Raw genomic sequence first — 22,825 nt, 5'->3', positions numbered from 1 at the left:
GGCGATTACGCGCGCGAGGGCGCGGCCAGGGTCAGGCTCGAGGGGGCTCGTTGGGGCCGTCCGGCATGCGCGAGAGCGGCATGTGGGGCGGCGCTGGAGTCAGGCGGATGCGCGTGACCGAGACGTAGGTCTGCCCGACCGTGGCGAGCCCGATCAGCGACGGAGAATGATGGCAATGGCCAATCCCGCAGACCTCGCCGTCGGCCAGGTCTGCGGGATCCTGGTCATTGGCCTGGGCTAAGGTCGTGGCCTCGGCGACGGCGCTCGTCTTCTTGCTCGACAGGGAGTCGGCCGAGCATAAGCCTGAACGCAATGATGGCGCAGCTACGGCGAGCACCAGCAGGCACGCTAGAAGCGCTCCCGTCCAGGTTTTCAGCCATGTCGCCACATCGAACATGTAAGGGCCTATAGCGTCCGTGATGCGTCGAGGAAATACGTTACAAGATACAGTTGGCGTGGCGCATCAGCGCGGCAGTGAGAGTTAGATCCGAGTTCGCGGACGGGCCCGTGTCACCGCTCGCAGCGGTGTGCTGGTGGTCACGTATTTCGAAAGAGCGTCCAGGCGGAAGCTATAGATTCTGATCAACTTTTCGCGCTCGGCCTTAAACTTGAACTGCAGCGCCGCTAGGCCGGTTATTTTGTTGGTGTGGCGAAGCAGCGTGCCGCGCGCGCTGCGCTCCAGGTGGAAGTATTCATACGATCTCGCGAAGAATGGACCGGACTGGAAGGCGATCTCCTCGCCTGGCGCCATGCCAATGACCCGAGCCCTGACCCTCAGACGCTTTTCCGGATTTGAGCCGATACGGATGTAGACGCTGGCGCCCCGAATGGGGACGCCGTCGATTTCCCAATGAGGATGCCAACGCGGGTAGCCACCGAACTCCGACAAGGTTCGCCAGACCTTAGTGGGGGGGGCGGCGATATCGATCTCAGATTCAATGATCATGGGCGGCCTTTCGTCGCCGTCTCGCTTGAGCTCGATGCAGGCGAGACAGGCTGCGGGCACGGACGGTTGGTGGAAAGCGTACAGACCCGAAACTGCTCGCCTGACATGACCGGGCCGGGGGTCGGCAGGTCGAAGAAAACGCAATGGCGCTCGCGCCCACGCAGGCCCCACAGGACACGCGTCGCCGTGCTGATGACGTTTCCACCCGCGTCAAGACGATCCGCTCGGATGATCCGCGGCGAGGATCCTATAGACCGTCGACAGATCGCACCATGGAAACGGACCCCCTCACCTTCGGCGATGGCGCGGACCGACTCAAGTGCGAAGCCCCGTTGAGTGTTGAGCACGATGGGCTTTTCGATCGTGTCTGCAGTAGCCCCGCCCGAAAGGGCCAGGATCAGAAGCCCAATTCCTTTTCCGCCTAGGTGGCGCAAGTGTTGTCGGTTCATGTTTGATGCTCCAGGCCGATCGCCAAAACCCCGATCGACATGACGAGCAGAAGCATCGCCGCAGCCAGGGCCATCATCGCACGGCGGGCCGATCGGCGGGCCCAAGCCGAAGCTCTGTCTTGTGGTTCCTCTCCGCTCATGCTTTGCGATTCTTGTAGGCCAGCAGCCTCAGGGCGTTGGCCACCACCAGGAGGGTCGATCCCTCATGGAAGATCACCGCCTCGCCGATCTTTAGGCCAAACAGCGTCGCTGGGATCAGCACTGCGACCATGCCGAGACTCACCCACAGGTTCTGGCGGATGACGGCGCTGGTGCGGCGGCTCAAGCCCACGGCGAACGGCAGATGGGTCAGGTCGTCGGCCATCAACGCGACATCGGCGGTCTCCAGGGCCACATCCGAGCCGGCCGCGCCCATGGCGATGCCGACGGTGGCGTTGGCCATGGCCGGGGCGTCATTGACCCCGTCGCCGACCATCGCGGCCTTGCCGTACTGCTGGCGCAGGGCCTTGATGGTCTCGACCTTGTCCTCCGGCATCAGGCCGCCACGGGCCTCGTCCAGGCCCAGGTCCTTGGCGATGGCGTCGGCGACCGACTGGTTGTCGCCCGACAGCATGATCATGCGGGTGATGCCGAGCGCCCGAAGGCGCACGATGACATCTCGGGCCGCCGGACGGGCAGTGTCCATCAGGCCCAGTACGCCGAGGAAACGATCACCGTAGCGGACGACGACGACCGTCCTGCCGCGCGCTTCAAGGCGCTTGGCATCGCTCCAGACCGATACGGGCAGATCCTTCTGGTCGCCTTCGAACAGGCCCGGCTTGCCGATCACGACGTCCTTGCCATCGACCTGGGCCTGGATGCCCTGCCCGGTCAGGCTCTTGACGTTGGTGGCTTCACGACGAGCCTGGCCGGTCAGCTTGGCCTCCCCGTCGCGCACAACGGCGGCCGCCAGCGGGTGGTCGCTGAGCGCCTCGACGGCCACGGCGATGGCGAGCAGCTCGGCCTCATCGACGCCTTCGGCAGGGACGATATCGGTCAGCTTGGGCTTGCCCTCGGTCAGGGTGCCGGTCTTGTCGAAGGCCAGAGCGGTCAGCGTGCCGAGGTTTTCCAAGGGGCCGCCGCCCTTGACCAGGACGCCGCCGCGCCCGGCCCGCGCCACGCCACTGAGCACCGCGCTGGGCACCGAAATGGCCAGAGCGCAAGGACTGGCGGCCACCAGAACGGCCATGGCGCGGTAGAAGCTGCGGCTGAAAGGTTCGTCGAGCACCAGGAAGGCCAGCATTAGGGTCGCGACCAGCACCAGCACGGCCGGCACGAAGACCTTCTCGAACCGGTCGGTGAAACGCTGGGTGGGCGAGCGCTGGGCCTCAGCCTCGGCGACCATGCGCACCACGCGGGCCAAGGTGCTCTCGCCGGCCTTGCGGGCCACGCGGATGTCGAGCGCGCCTGCGCCATTGATGGTGCCGGCGAAGACGCGGTGTTCGGCGCTGGCCTTGGCGAAGTCGAGATCGCGATCGGCGCTGGCGCGCTTGTCGACGGGCACGCTTTCGCCGGTGACCGGGGCCTGGTTGACGCTGCTGTCGCCCGCCACGACGACGCCGTCGGCGGCGATGCGCTCATTGGGCCGCACCATGACGATGTCGCCGATCTCCAGGGCCTCGACTGCGATGTCTTCGGTCTTGTCATCGCGGCGAACCGTAGCGCGCTCGGGAGCCAGCTTGGCCAGGGCTTCGATCGCCCGACGAGCCCGGCCCATGGCGTAGTGTTCCAGTGAGTGGCCCATGCTGAACAGGAAGAGCAGAAGCGCGCCCTCGGCCCACTGGCCCAGGGCCGCGGCGCCAGCGGCGGCCACCAGCATCAAGGTGTCGATTTCGAACTTGCGCTTGCGCAGGTTTTCGATCGCCTCGGTCAGGGTGAACCAGCCGCCGAACACGTAGGCGGCCATATAGAAGGCCAACGAGATCCAGCCATCGGCCTTAAGGCTGATGAGCCAGCCAACCAGCAGTGTCGCGCCGCACAACAGGGCGAAGATTAACTCCGTTCGCTCGCCGAAAAGCCCACCATGGGCGTGGCCGTGGCCGCTCTCCCCTTCGCCGTGCTTTTGTTCTTTATTCGAGCCATGGTCGTGGCCCTTATGATCGTGCGCAGACTTGCTGGTCATGCTAGTCGCTCCTACCGGTGCGGCTCGACGTGATGGCCGCCGTAGCGCAGGACCTCGACCTTCTCGAAGGTGACCAGGCCGATGTCCTTGAGGTCGTCGAGCTTGGTCAGGAAGTCGCGCAGTCGAGCTTCTTCATCGACGAACTCGATCACCACGGGCAGGTTGTCGTTGAAGTCGAGCGGGCGCGGCTCGTGCATGCGAGCGGACTCGCCAAAGCCTTTGCGGCCCCGCAAGACCGTGGCGCCGGCCAGACGTGCGGTCTGGGCGCGTTGGACGATGACGTCCATCAGCGAGCGGTCGCCGACCAGGGCGTTTTCATCGGTGTAGATGCGGAGAAGGATAGCTTGTCCGGGGATCTGCATGGGGTTTCCCTTTTCGGTTGCCTCGATCGAAGGCCGGAGGCTTCGATGGAGTGGAGGTGATGCGCCGGCGCGACGCTGTGGGGCTGAGGGGCCGCGCCGGCGCCCCGGCCTAGTGCGTCGTGCTCAGGGGCGACGCGGCCGGTCCCTCGTCCGGGGTCTTCCGACCAGACCCCAGTTGGAGGATGAGTTTGGCGATGGCGGGCAGGACCAGCAGGGTCACGGCGGTGGCCGTGACCAGGCCGCCGATGACCACCATGGCCAGGGGCTTTTGGACCTCGGCTCCAGTGCCGCTGGCCAGGGCCATCGGGATGAAGCCGATGGCCGGCACCAGGCCCGTCATCAGGACCGGCCGGAAGCGTTCGACCGAGCCCTCATAGATCGCCTGGGCGACGGGGACGCCGGCGTCGAGCCGCTCTCGGACGCTGGTCATGACGACCAGGCCGTTGAGGACAGCCACGCCGGCCAGCACGATGAAGCCGACGGCTGCCGAGATCGAGAAGGTGATCCCGGTCAGCGCCAGAGCGAAGACCCCCCCCGAGAGTCCCAACGGAATGGCTGCGAACACCGAAGCAGCGGACCTGAACCCGCCCAGCGCCATGTAGAGGATCAGGAAGATCAGCACGAAGCACAGCGGCACGACGATCGCCAGGCGCTGGGTGGCGGCCTTCAGGTTCTCGAACTGGCCGCCCCAGGTCAGCCAGTAACCGGTCGGAAGCTGGATGGCCTCGACCTTGCTGCGGGCCTCGTTGACGAACGAGCCGATGTCGCGACCGCGCACGTTGACCTGGATGACGACCCGGCGCTTGCCGTCTTCGCGGCTGATCTGGTTCAGACCATCCGAGAAGCGGAACTGCACCAGCTCGCGCAGCGGCACCGAACGTTGCAGGCCGTTGTCGCCGGCCGGCAGCATGACCGGCAGAGCGCCCAGGACGTCCAGGTCATCACGCTGGGCCATCGGCACCCGGACGGTAATGTCGAAGCGGCGGTCGCCCTCGAAGACGTCGCCGGCCTGACGCCCGCCCATGGCCGTAGCCACGGTATCGGCCACCTGGTCGATGCTGAGACCAAAGCGGGCGATGGCGGCGCGGTCGAACTTGACGTCCAGGGTCGGAGCCCCGCCGACTTGTTCGACCCGGACGCCCTCTGCGCCTTGGATCGACTGCAGGACCGCGCCGATCTTGGCAGCCGTGACGCTCATCTTCTCCAGATCGTCGCCATAGAGCTTGATGGCGACGTCGCCACGGACACCGGCGATCAGCTCGTTGAAGCGCATCTGGATCGGTTGGGTGACTTCGAAGCTGTTGCCCAGCAGCGGGGCGACCTTGCCTTCGATGCGCTCGACGACCTTGGCCTTGTTGCCAACGTCCTTGGGCCACTCTTTCTGCGGCTTGAGGATGATGAAGCCGTCCGAGGCGTTGGGCGGCATCGGATCGGTGGCGACTTCGGCCGTGCCGGTCTTGGAGAATATCATCTCCACTTCGGGCAGGGACGAGACGCTCTTTTCGACCTGGCGCTGCATGGTCAGCGACTGTTCGAGCGCCGTCGACGGGATCTTCAGCGAGCCCATGGCGACGTTCTTCTCGTCCAGCTGCGGGATGAACTCCTGGCCCAGCGTCGTGTAGACCACGCCAGCGACCAGGAAGAGCGCCACCGCGCCGCCGATGAACGGCCAGGGACGATCGACCACGCGCTTGAGGACAGGCTCATAGCGCTGTCTGGAAACCGCGATGATCTTGACCTCTTTTTCCGAGACCTTGCCACGCATCAGGATGGCGACGAGAGCCGGAACGAAGGTCAGCGACAGGATGAAGGCCGCGCCCAGGGCCAGCATGATGGTGATGGCCATCGGCGAGAAGGTCTTGCCTTCCACGCCTGTGAAGGTCAGCAGCGGAGCGAAGACCAGGAAGATAATCGCCTGGCCGAAGACGGTCGGACGGATCATTTCCTGGGCCGCGCGCAGCACGGTCTCCAGGCGTTCAGGCAGACGTAGCAGCCGGCCTTCGTGGTGCTGGCGCTCGGCAAGCCGTAGCAGACAGTTCTCGATGATGATGACAGTGCCGTCGACGATCAGGCCGAAGTCCAACGCCCCCAGGCTCATCAGGTTGCCGGGCACCTTCAGCTCGTTCATGCCGATGGCCATCATCACGAACGAGAGCGGGATGATCAGCACGGCGATGAAGGCCGCGCGGATGTTGCCGAGCAGCAGGAAAAGGGTCGCGGCGACCAGGATGGCGCCTTCGGTCAGATTGCGTTCGACCGTCTTGATGGTGGCGTTGACCAGAACCGACCGGTCGAGTGCGGTGGTGATCACCACGCCGTTCGGCAGGGCTTTGCGAACATCGATCAGCTTGTCGCCGACCGACTTGGCGACCGAGCGGCTATTCTCGCCGATCAGCATCAGGGCGGTGCCAACGACCACTTCTTCACCGTTCTTGCTGGCCGCGCCGGTGCGCAGGTCGCCGCCGACTCGCACGGTGGCGACGTCCTTGACGGCGACGGGCACGGTGCGGCGGGTGGCGATGATGGCGTTCTGGATCTCGTCGAGCGTGCGAACCCGCGCGTCGGCTCGGACCAAGTAGGCTTCGCCGGCGCGCTGGATGAAGTTAGCGCCGACCGAGAGGTTGGCCCCTTCCAGGGCCTTGGCCAGATCTGTGTAAGAGACGCCGTAGGCGACCAGCTTGGCCGGGTCGGGTTCGACCACGTACTGCTTCTGGAAGCCGCCGATGGAGTCGACGCCGGCCACGCCCTTGACGGTGCGCAGTTGCGGACGAACGACCCAGTCCTGGATGGTGCGCAGATAGGCGCCCTGCGAGGTGGCGTCGGTGAGGCGCTCGCCCTCCGGCGTCAGATAGGCGCCATCGCTTTGCCAGCCGGTCTGGCCGTCACGCACCTTGGCGCCCTTGCCGCCCGGATTGGCGTACTCCACCGAGTACATGTAGACCTCGCCCAGACCCGTCGTGACGGGCCCGATCTGCGGCTGGATCCCAGCGGGCAGGCTGTCGCTGGCCTGGGTCAGACGCTCGGCCACCTGTTGGCGGGCGAAGTAGAGGTTGGTCTTCTCAGAGAAGATCGCGGTGACCTGCGAGAAGCCGTTGCGCGAGATCGAGCGGGTGGTCTCCAGGCCGGGGATGCCGGCCAGGGCCGTTTCTACCGGGAATGTCACTCGCTTTTCGATTTCGACCGGCGAAAGCGCGCCGGCCACGGTGTTGATCTGCACCTGGTTGTTGGTGATGTCGGGAACGGCGTCGATAGGCAACTTGGTCAGCTGCCAGGTGCCGAGGAGTGCGATGATGACGGTGAGAAGCAGGACGTACCAGCGCCCCTTCACCGACATCGAGAGTAAGCGACCGATCATTTCGGCGTGTCTCCAGAATAGCGGTTAGGGGTCAGTCTTCTTCCGAGCTCTTGCCGAGCTCAGCCTTGAGCAGGAAGGCATTCTTGACCGCCAGGGTCTCGCCGCCTTTCAGCCCATCGACGATGACCACACGGCCACCGCTGCGCTGGCCGACCAGCACGTGCTGCACCCGGAAGCCTTCCTTCGTTCGGACGAAGACCACGTCGTTGCCGTTGACGGTCTGGACCGCCTCTTCCGACACGACGATCCCGCTGGAGGTCGACTGGCGCGAGGTGATGCGGGCGCGGACCAGTTGGCCCGGCTGCAACAGCCCTGCCCCGCCCGTCAGGGTCAGAACCACCGTGGCGCTGCGAGTCTCCTCGTTGACGCCGGGCGTCACCGATCGCACGACGGCCGTGCGGGTCTCGCCGCTGGTCGTCTCGACGATGGCCTGGTCGCCGGGCTGAACGCGCCGGGCGTCCGCGGCGGTAACCGACGCGTCGACCTGGATCTTGGCCGGATCGGAGATGCGGAAGAGTTCCGTCTCGGGAGCCACGAAGGCGCCCAGGCTGGCGGTCATGGCGGTGACGCGGCCGCTGATCGGGCTGACTACGGCGACATAGCCACCCGACACCGCCGAGGCGCCGGCGGCCGTGGCCGCGCGACGGGCCTCGGCCTCGGCCACGGCCACCTCGGCCTGAGCCGTCTCGTAGTCCTGGCGCGGGCTGACCTTCTGTTCGAAGAGGCGCTTTTCGCGGGCCAGGTTCTTGCGCGCCAGGTCGGCCTTGGCCGAGGCGACGCTACGGTCGGCTGAGATCTGGGCGGCCTCGCGGCTGGAGACCAGGGCCAGGGTCTCGCCGGCCCGCACGGGGTCGCCGAGGCGCTTGGTGATCCGGGTGATCGACCCGGCGGCGCGGGCGGTCAAAGCCGCCTCGCCACCGGGTTCGGCTTCAACCGTGGCCTGCGCCACGACTTCGGAAGCCAGGCCCCCGGTGCTGACCGTCTGCAGCTGGACGCCCGAGGCGGTGATGCGCTCGGGGCCCATCGCTAAGCTCGGGGGTCCGGCCGCAAGAGCCGCCGCCGCCGGCTTTTCGGCGGCCGCCGTCTCGACGGGTTTGCCGCCCGACATCTTGCCGACCGAGAAAGCGGCGATCGCCACGACTACCACGGCCGCGCCGGCCAGCAGCAACTGCCGGTTCGAGGAGTTGGACTTGCGCATCAGCGATCTCCGAAGAGGCGGCCTTGCAGGCGCGCCAGGTCGGCCTCGGCGCGAACGCGCGCCAATTGGGCCTGAATGGTTTGGTCACGCGCTTCGGCCAGGGACCGACGCGCATTGATCAGCTCGACAAGGGGGGCCTTGCCGGACTCGTAGGCGATCCGCGTGAGGCGGAAGGCCTCGGCGGCGCTGGTTTCGCCCTGGCCGGCCGCGTCGGCGCGCGACTGGGCCGCGCCCAGCTGGAACCGGGCCGTGCGGATGTCAGCCTCGGCGTCGAACCGCGCGGCGTTGAGCCGAGCCTCGGCGGCCTGCAGCTCGCCTTGGGCGGCGGTGATGTTGCCGCGGTTCTGGTCGAAAACCGGGATTGGCAAAGACACCCCCGCGATCAAGGCCGTGGAGTCATCACCGCTGAACCGGCGAACACCGGCCGAGACGGTGACGTCCGGCACCGCGCGGGTCCGCTCGATGCGCACGCGGCGGGCGGCGGCTTCGCGATCGGCCTCGGCCGCCTGGACGGCGGGCGTCGATAGCGCGTCAATGTCGTCCGGCAGGCTCGTGAGCTTGGGGCTGGTCAGCAGGCTGTCGCTGAGCGAGGTGTAGGGCGTGGTCGATCCGACGAGGGCGGTGAGCCGCGAGAATGCTCCCGTCCGCTCGGCCCGCGCTTCTTCCAACGACGCGCGAGCGCCGGTGAGCGCGGCTTGCGCCTGGAGGGTCCGCAGTTCGGCCTCTTTGCCGGCGTCGACCAGGGCCCGGGAGGCGCGCAGGGTTTCGTCCGACAGAGTCACGGCCTCCTCGGCCAGGGTGACCCGGCGCTCGGCCGCTTCAGCCAGGGCGTAAGCGTCGGCCAGCGAGAAGGCGAAGTCGGCCTTGGACTGGACGAGACGCGCACGCGCCGCATCGAGCGCGGCGCGGCCGGCGGCCACGCGTGCGCCGCGCTTGCCGCCGACTTCCAGCGGCTGGCTCAGCGAAAGGGTCGTGTCGGCGTTGTTTGCGCCGCTATAGATCCCACTGCCGCTGAAGTTCTCGATTTCCATTCCGACGGTGGGATTGGGTCGAGCCCCGGCCTGGCGAGCCAGGCCCTCGGCCTGGCGCACGCCAGCGGCGGCTTCGGCAAGCCTCGGAGCATTGGTTTGGGCCTGCGTGAGCAGGTCCTTGAACGGCGGCGCCGGATCGGCGACCGCGCCGCTCGCGGACGCCAACGCGCCTGCGACTGCGGCCGCGCTCACGGCCGCGAAACGCAACCGTCCACGCATGATGAGAGTCATGAAGATGTGTTCCTAGAGATTGAGACGCAAACGGTCCGCCTCCTCGGGCGGAAGGGTCGCGTCAGGCTCTAGGCGGACGTTCGAGCAGGACGGAACGATCGATGAGCAGGCCCACATCCGGCTCGGCCAGCCAAACGGCACGATGCTCAAACGCTATCATCTCGGGCGCGAAGGACACGGGCAAGCTTATGCCATGCGCCGAACAATGACCGGTGCAGGCCGTGAGCGTTCTCTTGATGGGGGTCTTCTGGTCGCCAGCGGTCTTGATCAATGCTGGCGCCTGGACGCTCGACATGACGATCTGGCTGGCGACCTGAGTTTCGGTCTCCAGCGCAGCGTGCTCAGCAGGTCCGCAGATGACGATGCCGAGGATGAACGTGCAGGTTACGAACAGCGCCCATGCCTTGCCGAAGCTGAATCGCGAGGACGGCGCGCGGCGCGAGCGCCACGTGTCGGCATATCTGCCGACTTGCCGACGAAGGGGCGCGATTCCAGCCATCGAAATCTGCAATACCTCCGCTCAGTCCAGATTGAAATGCGTTATATGATTACATGTTATAGCGTCACATTGCCGAGCGCTCCAATTACGGCAACAAACACCTGGCGAAGACTTCGCGATAACTGGGGCAAAGCGGAAAGCTACAGAAGCCCGTACCGCGTTGTCGCGCCATGATCGAATCTCTCTCGATGCCCTGCCCATCCCGTTTGAAGTGGTCAGATGGCCCTTAGGCGGACCTCTTTGCCCCCATTTCGCCGGCTCTGTGCCGAGACCACCAGAATCCGCCGACCAGGATGGCCAGGGTGAGCGCCTGGGCGGCGACGCCTTCGATGGTCGGGAAGAAGCCCAGCAGCTCGATGCGCGGCAGGGCCAGCGGATGTAGGTCGAGCAAGCCCGCTTCCTGGAGGGCGGCCACGCCCTTGCCGGCCAGGACGACCGCAAGGATCGCCATCAGGATAGCGCTGTACTCGAAGAACTTGCCGATCGGCAGGCGCTTGGAGAACCGCAGCATGGCCCAGGCGATGGCGGCCAGGACGACGATGGCGCAGCCGACGCCGGCCAGCACCGCGCCGGCCCCGCCCTGGGTCCACAGCGCCGTTAGGAAGAGGATGGTCTCGAACACCTCGCGATAGACGACGATGAAGGCCAGCAGGAACAGGAACCAGGCCGACTGCTTGGACAGGGCGTGGGACAGTTTCTCGCGGATATAGACCTGCCAGGCGTCGGCCTGGGCCTTGCCGTGCATCCACAGGCCCACCGAGATCAGCACGGCGGCGGCGATCACCGAGCCGAAGCCCTCGGTCAGTTCGCGGCTGGCGCCGCTGATCGAGATGAAGAAGGTGGCTGCCGCCCAGGTCAGGCCGCCGGCCGCCAGGGCCGCGATCCAGCCGCCGTGGACGTAGGGCAGGACGTCGGTCCGGTCGGCTTTCCGCAGGAAGGCGATCATGGCGACCACGATCAGGAGGGCCTCCAGGCCCTCGCGCAGCAGGATGGTGAAGGCGCCCAGGAAACTGGACAGCTTGCTGGCCTTCTCCGGGGCCAGGGCTCGGCCGGCGGCGGCGAACAGGGCGTCGAGGCGGTCGATCTGGCTCTTGACCTCACTGGCGGGCGCGGCCTTGCCGATCGCGCCGCGCACGTCGCCCATCGCCCCTTCGATGCGCCGCATCAGGGCCGGATCGCGCGCGCCCAGCGTCGGCTCGATGGGCTCGAAGCCGTCGAGATAGGCGGCCAGGGCGAGATCGGCGGCGGCCTTTCGGTCGCCAGCCTCGTAGGCCTTGAGGCTGGCCGCCAGCTTCTGTCGGGCGACGTCGAGCGAGCCGCCGCCCGAGCGGGTGACGACTTCGGGATGGCGGCGCAGATAGGCGGTCAGGGCCCGGGCCTTGGTCTCCCCCACGGCTGTTGCGAGGGCGGCGGGCGTGGTCTGGGTCAGGGTTTGCAGGTCGGGGAAGCGGGCGCGGACGGCGGCGTCCTCGTTCCAGATCTTCTCGCCCGCGGCAGCTTCGGCGTCGCTGAAAGCGAAGCGCCCGACATAGAAGGCCAGGTCCCAGCGGTCGTCAGACGGCAGGTGGGCGTAGCTGGCCATGGCGGTACCGTCGAGGCCCTGCTGGATGACCTGGTAGAGGCCAAAGACGCTGCGCTGGCGGGCGCGCTCGGCGTCGGCGAAGGCGATCGGCGGCGGGTCCAGGCCGACGGCGTTCGGACCGTCGGCCTTGCCCGTCTCGCCGTGGCAGGCCGCGCAGTTCTCGGCATAGAGGGCCGCGCCGCGCGCCAGGTCCGGCGCGCGCTTGGGCGCCAGCAGCGTCGGATAGGCGGCCAGAAGGTCGTTGGCCAGGGCATGGGCCTTCGCCGAGACCACGGCCGGCTCCTGCTTGGCGGCGATCGTGGCCTGAAGGCTCTCGGCCTTGGCCAGCAAATCCGGCTGGGCCTTGGTGGCCGGCAGGCCGGCGATGCGCTCGCGCACCTGGCCGGCGAATTCGTTCATCTCGGCATATTCGGACGGGCTGATGACCTTGCCGTCCTTCACCGCCCCGGCGTAGTCGACCGACAGGTAGTCGAGCAGTCGCCATGCGGTCTGGGACGAGCTGGCCTCCTGGGCCGTCGCGACGCCCGCGCCACCCGCCAGGACCAGGATCACGATCATCAGCCCAGAGATGGCCCGCCCCACGGCGTTAAGAACAGTAGTCATTATCACTCCGGTGGCGTGGCGATCGGCAGGCTGGAAACGGTACGGGCGACAGGACGGGAAGCGCGGAGCCGCGAAGGCCGCCACGATGAAGCTTCATGCATCCTATAGCCACTGGAGGAGCAAGCGGAAATTATCTCCGATCGACTGATCGCGGCTTAGCGCACCGGGAATGGGGCCAGATTTTAGTTACGGAGATGACCAAGATCGGCGGCATGGAGCGTGGCGCGGTCCAGTTGGACAGCTCTCCGACAAGCCCGAGATCGAGTGGCGGCCGTGACCGGCGCACGCCAAGTTTGGCCGCGAACACGCACTCGGCGCTATGAAGGCGGACGTCGCTCTTGGTGATTGACCCCGATTGAGGCGATGTTCCGCAGGCCCTCAACATCGTCCGTGAGTCCCGTAAATGCATTGCTCAGAGGAGACCCGCCGAGCGTTATTGGCCAGAATGGGATCAATGGCGTTCGCGACGGGCGCAACGTTAGCGGTCGCGAAGAAGGCGACGAGCGCGACGGTCGCCCGGAACCCCAAAACGCTCTGGTCGACCCTCCTTCCGGATCCCGATGCCGTGATGGTCGGCGGGACTGTACAGGGCGAGCGCCTCAGGATTTTGATCGATACAGGCTCGGCTATGACCGTCGTCGATGCCGCGCTTGCCAAGCGGCTGGGCTTGGCTTCAACGGGCGCCCGCAGCGTTCGCGGCGATGTCGGGTCGGTCACGCTGGGCGCGGGTAGCGACCTCAGTCTCGATCTTGGCGGGACGCATTTCGCCGTCGAGCGATATTTGGTCACCGATTTCGCGCCAATTTTTGGAGCCGATGGTGGCTCGCCCAATGTTATCCTTGGGATCGACGCGCTTAGAGACGCCATTCTCGCGATCGATTTTACAGCCCGCCGCCTCGCATTCCTCCCCCGCGACGCCTTCCGGCCATGGCCGGGCGCGGAACGCTTTGCGGTCACCAAGAGCTTGCGCGGGCAGCTCTCTCTCCCGATCGTCCTGGAGGGACACGACCCGGTCGCCGCGGCGATTGACCTGGGCAGTTCCAATCCTCTCACCGTCACGCCGGCCTTGGCGGAGGCGCAAACCTTGATGCGTGGCCGGAGAATTTCATCGGCGGCGACGGGGGGGATCGACGGGCTGTCCATCAGCCGCACTATTTCGGTAGCGACGCTCCGGGTCGGACGCAGCCTGATCAACGATGTTCCCTGCGAGGTGTTGGCGAAGACCGACCCCACCCTTGTCGTCGCCAAGCTGGGCCTTCCCGTTTTCGAGCGATTTCTATTTGCTCTGGATGTCGCGGGCCAAGCCCTTTGGCTGAAACCCGAGGCACGTCGATTGGCGACGCCGTTTAGGCGGGATTTGTCTGGCCTGGGCCTCGCTGTGGAGTCTGGTCATCTGCGCGTCGTCCATGTCGCCCAGGGTGGGCCGGCCGCCTTGGCCGGGTGGCGCGAGGGCGAGATCGTTGTCGCCGTGGATGGCGTGCCAATCGGCCCGCGTTACGCATCGAGCGGTTTGGCTCAATGGCGCTACGGGCCGGCGGGAGGCAAGGCCGTGCTCTCGCTGTCGGATGGATCTACACGCACGCTGGTGCTGCGACGCTACTATTAAGGCTCGAGCAAGTCGCGCTGCCCGGCAACGCTGTTCTACGGCGCCTCGCACCAGGATCAGCGTAGCAGGTTCGCGCAGGTGTCGAAGATCGCCCAGCAGTAGGCGCCTAGGGTGGGCAACGCGGTGACGGCGATTCCAAAGGCCCGCGCGCCCGCGCCGCGCGGATAGCCGCGGAGGAACGTGCTCCTTCCGACGCTGAAGAGGACGACCGCTCCCACGATGTAAGCCAGGGCGGCTTCGCCCTTGGCCGTCGCGAGCGCCAAGAGGCCAACGCTAGTCACGAAGGCCTGCTCAAGGGTGTTTCGAAGGAACGCGGCGGGAATGGCCAAGCGCGCGCTTGGCCGGCTGAAGGCGGACCCGGCGTTGTCGGCGGCCGATACAAACCGCACGTGCGCCACCCTCTGCACGGCCAGCAGCACCCAAAAGCCGACCACCAGATTGGCCCGCAGGCCAAAGGCGATGCGTTCGGCCAGAGACGTCGGGAATTCGAAGAGCCGGGGCAGGCCGAGACACGCCAGTGTGAGGACCGGGACGCATACGGCAAAAGCGAAGGCGGCCTGTCTGCGAACTCGTCCCTGTTCAGTCACCAGATCGATCTGAGGCGGCGCCATCTCCTCCGTCATTTGGGCGCCTTGGTGCGCCGCGCCCATAGACGATAGGTATCGCCGAAGATTTCGGGATGCTTCATCTCGTGGAGATGAAGGCGCCGGAGGTCGCGCATCGAGTCGGATGATCGATTTTCGGCGCGGTAGCGGGTTCGATCTGCCTGATGCCCGAACTGCACGCCGAGAAACTCCAGGCCCGCTGAATCCAGAAGCTCGCCAATCTGGGGCAACGTGAAACGATGCTCTTCCACATGAAAGAGTAGGTCTCGGCAATCAGATAACGTCCAGAAATCCGAGGCCGGGCTCACCACGCTCTGCAGCTGGGCGGGCGCGCCCGCCAGCATCAGTTCACGCCGTAGAGCGCGAATCCCCTCCGCCGAGTTCGCGTACTGTCCATGGGCGATGTGGCGTCGCGCCTCGACAACGGCGCGCCGGCCGATCTCGCTGTAGAGCCCAAGGAAAATAAGGCCCTGCGGTTTCAACAGCCCTGAGAGCACCTTCAGACCTCGCACCGGCTCGGCCATATGGTGAATGACGCCAAAGCTGTCGATCAGATCAAACCGCTGGCTTAGGGCGGTGAGGTCAAGAATGTCGGCTTGAAGGTGTTCAACCTCGATCCCGTATTCTCGGCTCTTGCGCATGGCGTAGCCAAGGCTGGCGCCGCTTAAGTCAACCGCTAGGATCGAAGCGTTACGGTAGGTGCTCGTCACGCGCAGTGTTTCCAGTCCCGTGCCGCACCCAGCGACGAGCACTTGGGGTGCGTCGGTCTCGGGAATTTCCCGCGTTGCGAGCTCAGGCAATGCGGCCTGAACAGCCTCCCGGAACGGCAACGGCGCACCCAGACCGCAGCGCGTCCAGCGCGGATATGGGTTCTCTTCGTATTGCTGCTGCACGGCGATCGAGATGCTGTCGACCATGGGCTTCAGCAGGGGCAGGGTTGAGCGAAGGCGCGCCTCCTCGGCAGGTTCGGTCAGTTGTTCTCGGAGGAGATCGGCCAACGCCGGGAGATCAACGGCCTGAAGTCGCGACGAGAGCGGGGTGGAGGCAAGCGGGCGATACGCCGCCACCAGGGCGATCCTCGCGGCCGCCCCCGCCCCGAATTCGGGGTCTCCGTGTTCAAGCTGGGCGATCAGAGAATCAACGCGACTCTGCTCTTCGGCGCTAGCGAAATAGACGTATTCGTTGAGAAACGCCTGTCGCGCGATCGCGACAATGAGGCCAAGCTCCTCTTCCAGGCTTGCAGGCTCGTCGTTGGCGATGGCCAATAGATCAGCTCGCAGCTGAACGAGCAGAAGCTCCACTGCCGCGTTCGGAATTGGCGCAGATGCAAGGAGGCTTCGAAACAGCGGATCCTGGACGAAGCGGGAGGCGGCATCACTTTTTTCCTCAAGCGTGCGTGTCAGCGCTCGCGGTTCAGCAGCGACCGCATTGAGGAGATCGTCGATCTCCGCATCTTGACGGATGACCGCTAAGGCCGCGGTCGCCAAATTCCGTGGGTTCACGTCCGTTCGTTCGAAAAGGCGGCATAGAACATCACGGAAGGCAGGGGTCGCGGGCGCCACTCGAGTATGGCGAAGGGCGCCTGCAAGCCGCCGCCAGTGCTCGTCGTCCCCAGGCGCGATGTCGACGGCCTGAGCCAGCACGTCGAAGGCTTGCAGCCCTTGGCCAATCTGCAGCAGCGCAACGCCGAGATTGGCGAGGAGGACGGGCCGCATGGGATGGCCGACGGGCGCGTTGACACAGCCTGTCTCGAAGCGGGACGCGGCCAAGCTCGGATCACCGTTTTGCAACGCCAGGAGCCCATACCCGCTGAGCGCGCCAGGCAGGGTTGGCGATAGACGCAGGGCGGCTTGGTAGCTGCGCTCGGCATGAACCCCCTGTCGCATGATCCTGAAGGCGTCGCCTGCGGCAGCGTGGGCTTCTGCAAAGTCCGGCTTCAACACCGCGGCGCGCTGGAAGAATTTCGCCGCTGTCGGATAGGCGTGTAGGCGCCTGTGCGCCTCTCCGAGATTGAACTGGATGAACGGGTTTCGAGGTTGACCGGCAGCCGCCCGCTCGAACCACACCAGCGCATCATCGACCGGACCAGTGTTCATGGCCACGGTTCCAAGGACGTTCAGCGCCGAGGAATCCTTTGGCGTGACGGCGAGGACCCGCTGGGCATGAATTTGCGCTTGGCGCCATTGCCCCCCATTCACAAGCGCGACCGCACGTTGCAGGTCCGACATTACTTGGGCTGACGGGCGGTGCAGCAGATGTGGCGGCTGCCGGCTCATGAGCGGCTAGACCGGCTGAGGCGTCTGCGCCTCGCGCAGATCGGCGCGCGCATCGCGGATAATCGACCAGGCCGACTGCAGGAAGAGCCCGCCGATGACGACCGCCACCACAAGGTCCGGCCAAGCCGCCTTGGTCCAGAAAACCAAGCCCGCGGCGACAACAACCGCGAGGTTGCCCAAGGCGTCGTTGCGCGAGAAGAGCCAGACCGCGCGGACGTTGGCGTCGCCCTTCCGATGCGGGATCAGGATCAACGCAGCGGCGACGTTCGCTACCAGCGCCACGGCCCCAAAGAGGCCCATGAGTTCGGCTTCAGGCTGGTTCAAGACCAGGACGCGGTAGCCTGTATTCAGGAGCACGCCCAGACCAAGCAACGCCAGAAAGTAACCCTGGATCAGGGCGGACTTGGCTCGCCACGCGAGGGACCATCCAATCGCCAGCAGGCCCAAGAAGCTGATCAGACCGTCGCCAACGAAGTCCAGGGCATCGGCCTTCAGCGCCTGAGACCGTGCGATAAACCCGGCGATGATCTCCACCAGCCCGTAGCCAACATTGATCAGGACGACGCCCCAAAGGGCCCGTCGGTAAGAGGGGGTGACATGACTGACCGCTTTGGCGCTTTGGCGTTGGTCGTCGTCCGCGACGGCCTCTTCGCGATCCAGTTGGTAGCCGAGCCCGTTCACGGTCGCCTCGATCTCGGACGCGCGTCGCTCCACCCCGTCGACTTGCAGGGTCATCATCGACGAAGCGATCGATACGCGCGCCGTTTCCACGCCAGGAAGTTTTGACACCGCCGACTGGATCTTCTCGGCGCAGCTCGAGCAGTCCATTCCAGTGACCCGGTAGCGAAGTGTTTCGGCGACCGCCGTCGTGTTGGGCATGCACATCCTCCTCTTGGCCAAGACCTTACTTGCTCAAGTCACTAGAGGATCAAGTCGTTGCAGGCGGTTATTCGCCCTCCAGGTCATGTGGTTCGGGCGCGGTCGCCATGCGGCGATGGGATCTTAAGAGCCCATCACGCAGGACAGCTACGACACGGCGCCCGTTGAGGGGGACGAGGATCGCCGCTAGGCCCAGATAGGTCCAAGCCAGGATTGTTAGGCTATTGACCGTCGCCACCTCGTCTTCTCGGAAATGAAAGGCCAGTCCGACCTGCACGGCGAAGAGCGCGAACAATAGACCCGCCGACAGAACCGAAATCCGCAGGCGAACCAACAGCATTATGGCGAACAGCGACTGGGCGGCCGTCAGCAAGAATTCTTCCTTCTGCCGCGCGTCAAGGGGCAGGCCGATCAGCCCCCCCGCCCCAAGGCTCATTGCGAGCGGCAGCATGCCGACCAGCAGGGTCCATTGGTTGATCTTGTCGCTGATCATGGCCGTCAGTCCGCTTACCGCACGCCCGGCCAAGACGAAGAGGACCGCAATCGTCACGGCGGGCGCTTCGCTGGCCAATGGCGCGAGCCATTGGATGAGGAGGAACTCGTCGACGCCAAGGATTCTTCCTGACCCCACCATGGCTTCGGCAAACGGCTCGGCGGAGGTCGCGATCACCACGAATGCGATCAAGGTAAGCCCACCCATCCAGGCCCACTGTGCGGTGGGGCGGAGCGCGTTTAGCGCCGCCGCAGGGCCAGGCTCCTCGTCCTCATCGTCGTCGTCGTCGTCGGCCTTTGGCAACTGGCTGACGCGGTAGAGGTAGCCAGCGAAGATCAGGAACAGCACCGCGAAATCGAAGGGAGCAATGGCGCCTTTGAAAAGGATAACGAACGCATAGAGGCTGCCCAGCATAAGGAAGGCGATCTCGACGGCGTTGACGGGTGAGAGTTCGAGAGCCTTGTTGCGCGTCTTCAGCCAATGCAGCAGCACCATCAAAGGCCAGGCCAGTCCCACCAAAAGGCGGTTGGCGCCGGTCATATTGGCGGCGGCGTAGTGGACGTAGTTCGACTGCGGAGCCTGGCCAGCGCGGAAAGCATAGTACAGATCCACCGCGTACTCTGGAAGAACGGTGACCAAGGCGACCAAGGCGACGATGAGGCCTTGAGAAATGTGTTTCTCAGCGGCTTCCGCCCCCCAGGAAAGCATGAAGCCCGCAGCCAGGACCGCGACACCGAAAAAAAGGGCGTCCGCCACAGGGTCGGGTCGCCACCCTGTGATCCTGAGGACCATCGCCGGCGCCGCCGCGAGCAAGGCCGCCAACACGAGCAGCATGAATCGGCGCATTCCTGACCCTCCCATAGCCGCGAGACGCGAGCGTCGGCGACGTGTTTAGCTTGTCTGGTTCCCGTAGCGGACGACCTCAACCTTCTCGAACGTGATCAGACCGATGTCGTGGAATTCGCCGAGAGTGACAACAAACGCGCGAAGGGGCGCTTCATCGTCGACGATCTCGATGACCACCGGCATGTTGTCGTCGAGCCGAAACGGCCGATGCGCGTGCAGTCGCGAGGAATGGCCATAGCCCAAGCTGCCGCGCAGCACCGTGGCTCCGGCCAACTGCGCTTCCCGAGCCCGCTTGACGATGACCGCCGCGAGCGCCTCGGCGCCATAGAGCGCGTCCTCGTCGGTATAGATCCTCAACAGGACCGCTGAACCAGGTGCAACCATCACGCCACTCCTGACCAGGTGGAATAAGGACCACAGTTCATGTTCAACTCCTCTGTCTAGCTCGGCTCACCCTTTAGGCTGACGCCTCCGTGGCTTTGGAGGAAGAGGCCGACGCTTCCCGGCTGAAGCGGTCGCCGATCGTCAACAGAAGCTTGCTGATGGCCGGCAGGACGAGGAGGGTGACCGCCGTGGCGGTGATCAGGCCGCCGATGACCACCATGGCCAGAGGCTTCTGAACCTCGGCGCCTGTGCCATGCGCCAGCGCCATCGGGATGAACCCGATCGCCGGCACCAAGCCGGTCATGAGGACGGGACGCACCCGCTCCATGCCGCCTTCGTAGATGGCCTCAACGACGCTCGCCCCATCCTCAAGCCGCTGACGTATGCTGGTCATCACCACCAAACCGTTCAGGACCGCAACACCGGCCAGGACGATGAAGCCGACGGCCGCGGAGATCGAAAAGGTGATCCCCGTGAGGGCCAGGGCGAAGACACCGCCCGACAACCCCAGTGGAATGGCGGCGAAAACGGCCAAGGCTGGCCAGAAACCGCCGAGCGCCAAGAACAAGATGAGGAAGATCGCCAGGAAGCACAGCGGAACCACGATCGAAAGTCGCGCCGTCGCGGCCTTGAGATTTTCATACTGTCCGCCCCAGACCATCCACGAGCCCGGCGGAAGCGGAACGGCCGCCACCTTGTCGCGTGCTTCGGTCACGAAGGAACCGACATCGCGGCCGCGGACATTGGCCTGGATGACGACGCGCCGCTTTCCGTCCTCGCGGCTGATCTGATTGAGGCCGTCGGTGAAGCGGAACTCCACGAGTTGGCGCATCGGAACCGACTGGCGCGCTTGACCTTCGCCGCCGGACAACATGACCGGCATTGCTCCCAGGGCTTCGATGTCGTTCCGCTCGGCCATGGGCACGCGCACAACGATGTCGAAGCGGCGATCCCCTTCGAAGACATTGCCCGCCTCGCGGCCGCCGAGCGCGCTGGCCAGCGTATCGGCAACGTCCTCGACGGTCAGGCCATAGCCCGCGATCGCGGCCCGGTCGAACCGGACATCGAGCGTGGGCGCGCCGGAAGTCTGTTCTACCCGCACCCCTGACGCGCCAGGGATGGATCCAAGCGTGGCGCCGATTTTAGCCGCTGCGGCGCTCATCTTTTCCAGATCGTCGCCGTAAAGCTTAATGGCGACGTCGCCGCGCACCCCAGCGACCAGTTCGTTGAACCGCATCTGGATCGGCTGGGTGACCTCGTAGTTGTTCCCGAGCAACGGCTCGGCCTTACCGAGGATGCGCTCGACCGCTTCGGATTTCGAATGCACCCCCTTGGGCCAGTCCTTCTGCGGCTTCAGGATGACGAAGCCGTCGGACTGATTGGGCGGCATCGGATCGGCGGCCATCTCCGCCGTGCCGGTCTTGGAAAACATCATCTCCACCTCCGGCAGGGTCGTGACGGCGCGTTCGACGTGCAACTGCATGTCGCGAGACTGCTCCATCGCCGTGGAGGGAATCCGCAAGGAACCGAGAAGCACGTTCTTTTCGTCGAGGGTCGGAATGAATTCCTGGCCGATCGTCGTGAAGATCCCCGCCGCCACCACAAAGACCGCCAAGCCGCCGCCGATGAACGGCCAGGGCCGCAGAAGCGCGCGACGCAGGATAGGCTCATAGCGAACCTTCACCGCCTGAACCGCTTTGACCTCCTTTTCAGCCACCTTGCCGCGCATGAGGATGGCGACCATCGCGGGGACGAAGGTCAGCGACAGGATGAAGGCCGCCGCCAGCGCCAGCATGATGGTGACCGCCATCGGATAGAAGGTCTTCCCTTCGACCCCCGTGAACGTCAGCAAGGGCGCGAACACCAAGAAGATGATCGCCTGACCGTAGACGGTCGGCCGGATCATCTCTTGCGTGGCGTGGAGCACAGTCTCCAGCCGTTCTGGCAAACTGAGCAGGCGGCCCTGGTGCTCCTGTTTGTGGGCAAGCCTCAGAAGACAATTCTCGATGATGATCACCGCGCCGTCGACGATCAGGCCAAAGTCGAGCGCTCCCAGGCTCATCAGATTCCCGGGCACCTTCAGCCCGTTCATGCCGATGGCCATCATCAGGAAGGAGAAGGGGATGACCAGCACCGCAATCAGCGCCGCCCGGCCGTTGCCCAGCAACAGGAAGAGCGTTGCCGCAACGAGCAGCGCCCCTTCCGTCAGATTGCGCTCGACCGTGCCGATGGTGGCGTTCACCAGCGCGGACCGATCGAGAAGCGTGTGTACGACCACCCCGGGGGGAAGGGAGGCCTTAACCTGCTCCAGCTTCTCGCCTGTGGCCTTGGCCACTGTGCGGCTGTTTTCGCCGATCAGCATGAGCGACGTGCCGACCACGACCTCCTGGCCGTTCTTACTGGCCGCGCCGGTCCGCAGTTCGCCGCCGATCCGCACCGCCGCCACATCCTTGACGTGAACGGGGACGCCGCCCCGGGTGGCGATCACGGCCTCTGCGATTTCGTCGAGCCGCCGCACCCGCGCATCGGCGCGCACTAGGTAGGCTTCGCCCGCGCGCTGGATGAAGTTAGCGCCGACAGACAAATTGGCGGCTTCGAGCGCTTTCCCAAGATCGGCGTAAGAGACGCCATAAGCGGCCAGTTTCGCGGGGTCGGGTTCGACGAGGTACTGTTTCTCATAGCCGCCGATGGAATCCACGCCGGCCACGCCTTTGACCGTGCGCAACTGCGGCCGAATTATCCAATCCTGGACGGTTCGTAGGTAGGCCGCCTGGGAGACCGCGTCAGCGAGCCGCTCGCCTTCCGGCGTGAGATAGGCGCCATCGGTTTGCCATCCGGGTGCGCCATCGCGTATCCGGGCGTTCGGGCCGGGACGGGCGAATTCGACCGAGTACATGAAGATCTCGCCCAGCCCGGTAGAGACCGGCCCGACCTGTGGCTGCACCCCTGCCGGGAGCGAGGCGCCGGCCTGAGCCAGCCGCTCGGCGACTTGCTGGCGGGCGAAATAGAGGTCGGTGCGGTCGGTGAACACCGCCGTTACCTGCGAGAACCCATTACGCGAAAGGGACCGGGTCGTCTCGAGGCCTGGGATGCCGGCGAGCGCGGTTTCGATCGGGAATGTGACCCGTTTCTCGATCTCGACGGGCGAGAGCGAAGACTCGACCGTGTTGATCTGGACCTGCTTGTTCGTAACGTCCGGAACAGCGTCGACGGGAAGCTTCGTGAGTTGCCACAAGCCGAGAGCGGCGATGATCAGGGTAAGGGCGACGACATACCAGCGTCCCCTTACCGCGAGGGAAATGAGGCGAGCGATCATGCT

General features: G+C 65.5%; 16 protein-coding genes. 1 reads left to right on the top strand and 15 read right to left on the bottom strand.

The annotated features are described in order from the left end of the window. Positions 1-31: 31 nt before the first annotated feature. The 9 genes from AC1RNC_RS22525 to AC1RNC_RS22485 all read right to left on the bottom strand — a co-directional run bounded on the left by AC1RNC_RS22525 (position 32) and on the right by AC1RNC_RS22485 (position 12,417). Positions 32-313, bottom strand: coding sequence for a hypothetical protein (locus tag AC1RNC_RS22525; RefSeq protein ID WP_492888340.1), 282 nt, complete (start codon positions 311-313; stop codon positions 32-34). A gap of 168 nt (positions 314-481) precedes the next feature. Continuing rightward, positions 482-946: an SRPBCC family protein gene (locus tag AC1RNC_RS22520; protein WP_062095849.1), complete on the bottom strand. Its 465-nt coding sequence runs from the start codon at positions 944-946 to the stop codon at positions 482-484. A gap of 585 nt (positions 947-1,531) precedes the next feature. Beyond that, a complete protein-coding gene (locus AC1RNC_RS22515; RefSeq protein WP_492888339.1) occupies positions 1,532-3,556 on the bottom strand; it encodes a heavy metal translocating P-type ATPase in 2,025 nt (674 codons plus the stop codon). An 11-nt stretch (positions 3,557-3,567) separates the two neighbouring features. Beyond that, entirely contained in the window at positions 3,568-3,918 is a 351-nt protein-coding gene (locus AC1RNC_RS22510; protein ID WP_492086185.1) for a DUF190 domain-containing protein, read from the bottom strand. 109 nt (positions 3,919-4,027) lie between these two features. Then, positions 4,028-7,273, bottom strand: coding sequence for an efflux RND transporter permease subunit (locus AC1RNC_RS22505; RefSeq protein ID WP_492086186.1), 3,246 nt, complete (start codon positions 7,271-7,273; stop codon positions 4,028-4,030). Positions 7,274-7,304: 31 nt separating this feature from the next. Continuing rightward, the gene (locus AC1RNC_RS22500) at positions 7,305-8,471 is read right to left on the bottom strand and encodes an efflux RND transporter periplasmic adaptor subunit (RefSeq protein ID WP_492086187.1); all 1,167 of its coding nucleotides are present in this window, start codon (positions 8,469-8,471) and stop codon (positions 7,305-7,307) included. Further along, positions 8,471-9,733: a TolC family protein gene (locus tag AC1RNC_RS22495; RefSeq protein WP_492086188.1), complete on the bottom strand. Its 1,263-nt coding sequence runs from the start codon at positions 9,731-9,733 to the stop codon at positions 8,471-8,473. The genes AC1RNC_RS22500 and AC1RNC_RS22495 overlap by 1 nt, the downstream gene beginning before the upstream one ends. 61 nt (positions 9,734-9,794) lie before the next feature. After that, positions 9,795-10,244, bottom strand: a complete 450-nt coding sequence (locus AC1RNC_RS22490; RefSeq protein WP_062093429.1) for a hypothetical protein — start codon at positions 10,242-10,244, stop codon at positions 9,795-9,797. 214 nt (positions 10,245-10,458) lie between these two features. Continuing rightward, on the bottom strand, positions 10,459-12,417 hold the full coding sequence (locus AC1RNC_RS22485; RefSeq protein WP_492888338.1) for an FTR1 family protein: 1,959 nt from the start codon (positions 12,415-12,417) through the stop codon (positions 10,459-10,461). A 454-nt stretch (positions 12,418-12,871) separates the two neighbouring features. On the opposite strand from AC1RNC_RS22485, the gene AC1RNC_RS22480 reads away from it, so the two are divergent. Continuing rightward, positions 12,872-14,023, top strand: a complete 1,152-nt coding sequence (locus AC1RNC_RS22480) for an aspartyl protease family protein (RefSeq protein ID WP_168193568.1) — start codon at positions 12,872-12,874, stop codon at positions 14,021-14,023. Positions 14,024-14,079: 56 nt separating this feature from the next. Here AC1RNC_RS22480 and AC1RNC_RS22475 read toward each other — a convergent pair whose 3' ends face one another. From AC1RNC_RS22475 to AC1RNC_RS22450, 6 genes are all read right to left on the bottom strand, one after another. Further along, a complete protein-coding gene (locus AC1RNC_RS22475) occupies positions 14,080-14,646 on the bottom strand; it encodes a hypothetical protein (RefSeq protein WP_099504452.1) in 567 nt (188 codons plus the stop codon). Next, complete coding sequence (locus tag AC1RNC_RS22470) at positions 14,643-16,856, bottom strand: methyltransferase domain-containing protein (protein ID WP_246842001.1); 2,214 nt, start codon at positions 16,854-16,856, stop codon at positions 14,643-14,645. Before AC1RNC_RS22470 ends, AC1RNC_RS22475 begins: the two co-directional genes overlap by 4 nt. A 54-nt stretch (positions 16,857-16,910) precedes the next feature. Further along, positions 16,911-17,783, bottom strand: a complete 873-nt coding sequence (locus AC1RNC_RS22465) for a cation efflux transmembrane domain-containing protein (protein ID WP_206679138.1) — start codon at positions 17,781-17,783, stop codon at positions 16,911-16,913. Positions 17,784-17,850: 67 nt separating this feature from the next. Further along, positions 17,851-19,122: a calcium:cation antiporter family protein gene (locus AC1RNC_RS22460; RefSeq protein WP_099504397.1), complete on the bottom strand. Its 1,272-nt coding sequence runs from the start codon at positions 19,120-19,122 to the stop codon at positions 17,851-17,853. 45 nt (positions 19,123-19,167) lie between these two features. Beyond that, on the bottom strand, positions 19,168-19,479 hold the full coding sequence (locus tag AC1RNC_RS22455) for a DUF190 domain-containing protein (protein ID WP_338064190.1): 312 nt from the start codon (positions 19,477-19,479) through the stop codon (positions 19,168-19,170). A gap of 100 nt (positions 19,480-19,579) precedes the next feature. Continuing rightward, on the bottom strand, positions 19,580-22,822 hold the full coding sequence (locus AC1RNC_RS22450) for an efflux RND transporter permease subunit (RefSeq protein ID WP_099504401.1): 3,243 nt from the start codon (positions 22,820-22,822) through the stop codon (positions 19,580-19,582). Positions 22,823-22,825 lie beyond the last annotated feature (3 nt).

Source organism: Caulobacter sp. GW822-FHT01G02, from assembly GCF_058802865.1.
The sequence above is the reverse complement of the archived record's forward strand: the minus strand, read 5'-3'. Positions and strand labels throughout refer to the sequence as shown.

Bases quoted from the DNA above. Each gene is read 5' to 3' on its own strand.
- AC1RNC_RS22520 (WP_062095849.1), bottom strand. From the start codon at position 946: ATGATCATTGAATCTGAGATCGATATCGCCGCCCCCCCCACTAAGGTC.
- AC1RNC_RS22515 (WP_492888339.1), bottom strand. From the start codon at position 3,556: ATGACCAGCAAGTCTGCGCACGATCATAAGGGCCACGACCATGGCTCG.
- AC1RNC_RS22510 (WP_492086185.1), bottom strand. From the start codon at position 3,918: ATGCAGATCCCCGGACAAGCTATCCTTCTCCGCATCTACACCGATGAA.
- AC1RNC_RS22505 (WP_492086186.1), bottom strand. From the start codon at position 7,273: ATGATCGGTCGCTTACTCTCGATGTCGGTGAAGGGGCGCTGGTACGTC.
- AC1RNC_RS22500 (WP_492086187.1), bottom strand. From the start codon at position 8,471: ATGCGCAAGTCCAACTCCTCGAACCGGCAGTTGCTGCTGGCCGGCGCG.
- AC1RNC_RS22495 (WP_492086188.1), bottom strand. From the start codon at position 9,733: ATGACTCTCATCATGCGTGGACGGTTGCGTTTCGCGGCCGTGAGCGCG.
- AC1RNC_RS22485 (WP_492888338.1), bottom strand. From the start codon at position 12,417: ATGACTACTGTTCTTAACGCCGTGGGGCGGGCCATCTCTGGGCTGATG.
- AC1RNC_RS22480 (WP_168193568.1), top strand. From the start codon at position 12,872: ATGGCGTTCGCGACGGGCGCAACGTTAGCGGTCGCGAAGAAGGCGACG.
- AC1RNC_RS22475 (WP_099504452.1), bottom strand. From the start codon at position 14,646: ATGACGGAGGAGATGGCGCCGCCTCAGATCGATCTGGTGACTGAACAG.
- AC1RNC_RS22470 (WP_246842001.1), bottom strand. From the start codon at position 16,856: ATGTCGGACCTGCAACGTGCGGTCGCGCTTGTGAATGGGGGGCAATGG.
- AC1RNC_RS22465 (WP_206679138.1), bottom strand. From the start codon at position 17,783: ATGCCCAACACGACGGCGGTCGCCGAAACACTTCGCTACCGGGTCACT.
- AC1RNC_RS22460 (WP_099504397.1), bottom strand. From the start codon at position 19,122: ATGCGCCGATTCATGCTGCTCGTGTTGGCGGCCTTGCTCGCGGCGGCG.
- AC1RNC_RS22450 (WP_099504401.1), bottom strand. From the start codon at position 22,822: ATGATCGCTCGCCTCATTTCCCTCGCGGTAAGGGGACGCTGGTATGTC.